Origin of the sequence: Burkholderia sp. LMG 13014, from assembly GCF_905232215.1 — a bacterium.
Taxonomy (GTDB): Bacteria; Pseudomonadota; Gammaproteobacteria; order Burkholderiales; family Burkholderiaceae; genus Burkholderia.
In genome coordinates, this window is record NZ_CAJNKE010000635.1 from 1 (window position 1) to 3,256 (window position 3,256).

The window sequence follows — 3,256 nt, forward strand, 5'->3', positions numbered from 1 at the left end:
GGCGAAGAGCGCGACCGCGATTGCAGTCAAAGCGTGTTTTTGCATCATCACTGTCCCTTGTTGCCTTCGTCGCCGTTGCCCGGCTTCTCTTCGTGGTGCGAGTGCTCCTGAGCCAGGCGCAGCGCCTCGTCGACGTCTTCCTTCTCGCCGCTGAAGATCGCGCGGATCTTCACGAAGAACATCGGGATCATGAAGATCGCGAGGAACGTCGCCGTGATCATCCCGCCGATCACGCCCGTACCGATGGCGTGCTGGCTGGCCGAACCCGCGCCGTTGGAGATCGCGAGCGGCATCACGCCGAGAATGAACGCGAGCGACGTCATCAGGATCGGACGCAGCCGCAGGCGCGCCGCTTCCAGCGCGGCCTCGATCGGCCCCATCTTCTCCGTCATCTGCAGTTCGCGCGCAAACTCCACGATCAGAATCGCGTTCTTCGCGGACAAGCCCACGGTAGTCAGCAGGCCGACCTGGAAGAACACGTCGTTCTCGAGGCCGCGCATCGTTGCCGCCAGCAGTGCGCCGATCACGCCGAGCGGCACCACCATGATCACCGAGAACGGGATCGACCAGCTTTCATACAACGCCGCGAGACACAGGAACACGACGAGGATCGAGATCGCGTACAGGATCGGCGCCTGCGAACCGGACTGGATTTCCTGGAACGACAGGCCGGTCCACGAATAGCCGATACCAACCGGCAGCTTCTTCGCGAGCCCTTCCATCGCGGTCATCGCCTGACCGGTCGACTTGCCCGGTGCGGCCTGACCCTGGATTTCCATCGCCGACACACCGTTGTAGCGCTCGAGCTTCGGCGAACCGTACGTCCAGTGACCGGTCGCGAACGAGCTGAACGGCACCATCCCGCCCGACCCGTTGCGCACGTACCAGATGTTCAGGTCTTCCGGCGTCATCCGGAACGGTGCGTCTGCCTGCACGTAGACCTTCTTGATCCGGCCGTCGGTATCCAGGAAGTTGTTCACGTACTTCGACGCCCACGCGATCGAGAACGTCTGGTCGATCGCATCCGCCGTGACGCCGAGCGCGTTCGCCTTCTCGCGATCGATGTCGACCTTGTACTGCGGCGTATCGTTCAGGCCGTTCGGACGCACGCCCTGCAGCGTCGGATCCTTCGAGGCCATCCCGAGCAGCTGGTTACGCGCGGCCATCAGTGCATCGTGGCCGAGACCCGCGTTGTCCGTCAGCTCGAAGTCGAAGCCGGCAGCCGTACCGAGTTCAGGAATCGACGGCGGGTTGAACGGGATCACGATCGCGTCCTTGTAGCCCGCGTAGCGCCCGAACATCCGGCCGATCAGCGCCTGCACCTTCTGGTTCGCATGCTGACGCTGCGAGTAGTCCTTCAGGCGCACGAACACGAGACCGGAGTTCTGGCCGCGGCCCGCGAAGCTGAAGCCGTTGACCGTGAACGCCGATTCGACGATTTCCTTCTCGTCCTTCAGCAGGTAGTCGGAAATGTTCGCGAGCGTCTTCGCGGTCGTTTCCTGCGTCGAGCCCGACGGCGTCTGCACGATCACGAACATCAGGCCCTGGTCTTCATCGGGCAGGAACGACTTCGGCAGGCGCACGAACAGCAGGCCGACCGCGACGATCACGACCAGGTAGATGATGAGCCAGCGGCCCGACCGCTTGATCACGTGGTGCACGCCGACGTGGTACTTGTCGCGGCTGTTGTTGAACGTGCGGTTGAACCAGCCGAAGAAGCCCTTCTTCTCTTCGTGATGCCCTTGCGGGATCGGCTTGAGGATCGTCGCGCACAGTGCCGGCGTCAGAATCAACGCGACGAGCACCGACAGCACCATCGCCGACACGATCGTCAGCGAGAACTGACGATAGATCGCGCCGACCGACCCGCCGGAGAACGCCACCGGCACGAACACCGCCGACAGCACGAGCGCCACGCCGACGAGTGCGCCGGTGATCTGGCCCATTGCCTTGCGGGTCGCTTCCTTCGGCGACAAGCCCTCTTCCGCCATCACCCGCTCGACGTTCTCGACCACCACGATCGCATCGTCGACCAGCAGGCCGATGGCGAGCACGAGGCCGAACATCGACAGCGTGTTGATCGAGAAGCCCACCATCGACATGATCGCGAACGTGCCGAGCAACACGACCGGCACCGCGATCGTCGGGATGATCGTCGCCCGCAGGTTCTGCAGGAACAGATACATCACGAGGAACACGAGCACGATACCTTCGAGCAGCGTCTTGACCACTTCCTCGATCGACAGCTTCACGAACGGCGTCGTGTCGTACGGGTACTTCACGACGAGGCCGTGCGGGAAGAACGGTGCCAGTTCGTCGATCTTCGCGCGCACGGCCTTCGCGGTCGCGAGCGCGTTCGCGTTGGTCGCGAGCTGGATACCGAGTGCCGCGGTCGGCTGACCGTTGTACTTCGTGTCGAAGTTGTAGTTTTCGCCGCCGAGTTCGATCTTCGAGACATCCTTCAGGCGAACCTGCGAGCCGTCCTGGTTGACCTTCAGCAGGATGTTGCCGAACTGCTCGGGCGTCTGCAGCAGCGTCGATTCGGTGATCGTCGCCTGCAGCATCGTGCCCGGCGTGGCCGGCGTGCCGCCGATCTGGCCGCCTGCGATCTGCACGTTCTGTGCGGCGATCGCGGTCGACACGTCGACCGGCGTGAGGCCGTAGTTCGTCAGGCGGTTCGCATCGAGCCAGATCCGCATTGCGTACTGCGAGCCGAACAGCGTGACGGTACCGACGCCGTTCAACCGGCTGATCGGGTCCTTCACGTGCGACGCCACGAAGTTCGCGAGGTCGTACTTGTTCATGCTGCCGTCTTCGGAGTTGAAGGCGAGCACCAGCAAGAAGCTGCTGCTCGACTTCGTCACCGAAAGACCGAGCTGCTGCACGACCTGCGGCAGAATCGGCGTCGCGAGCGACAGCTTGTTCTGCACCTGAACCTGCGCGATGTCGGCGTTGGTACCCGGCGCGAAGGTCAGCGTGATCGTCGCGTTGCCCGAGTCATCGCTGGTCGACGACATGTACAGGAAGTTGTCGAGACCGCTCATCTGCTGCTCGATCACCTGCGTCACCGTGTCTTCCACCGTCTTCGCGGAAGCGCCCGGGTAGTTCGCGGTGATCTGGATCGATGGCGGCGCGATCGTCGGATACTGCGAGATCGGCAGCGTGAAGATCGCCGCAACCCCGGCCAGCATCAGGATGATGGCGATCACCCACGCGAAGATCGGGCGATCGATAAAAAACTTTGCCATGAAACAGG

Annotated in this window: 1 protein-coding gene; it reads right to left on the reverse strand. The window is 63.0% G+C overall.

All coding sequences use genetic code 11. From position 1 onward, the window contains the following. Positions 1–47 precede the first annotated feature (47 nt). On the reverse strand, positions 48–3,248 hold the full coding sequence (gene bpeB, locus JYJ84_RS32255; protein ID WP_175984793.1) for an efflux RND transporter permease BpeB: 3,201 nt from the start codon (positions 3,246–3,248) through the stop codon (positions 48–50). Between the last annotated feature and the right edge of the window lie 8 nt (positions 3,249–3,256).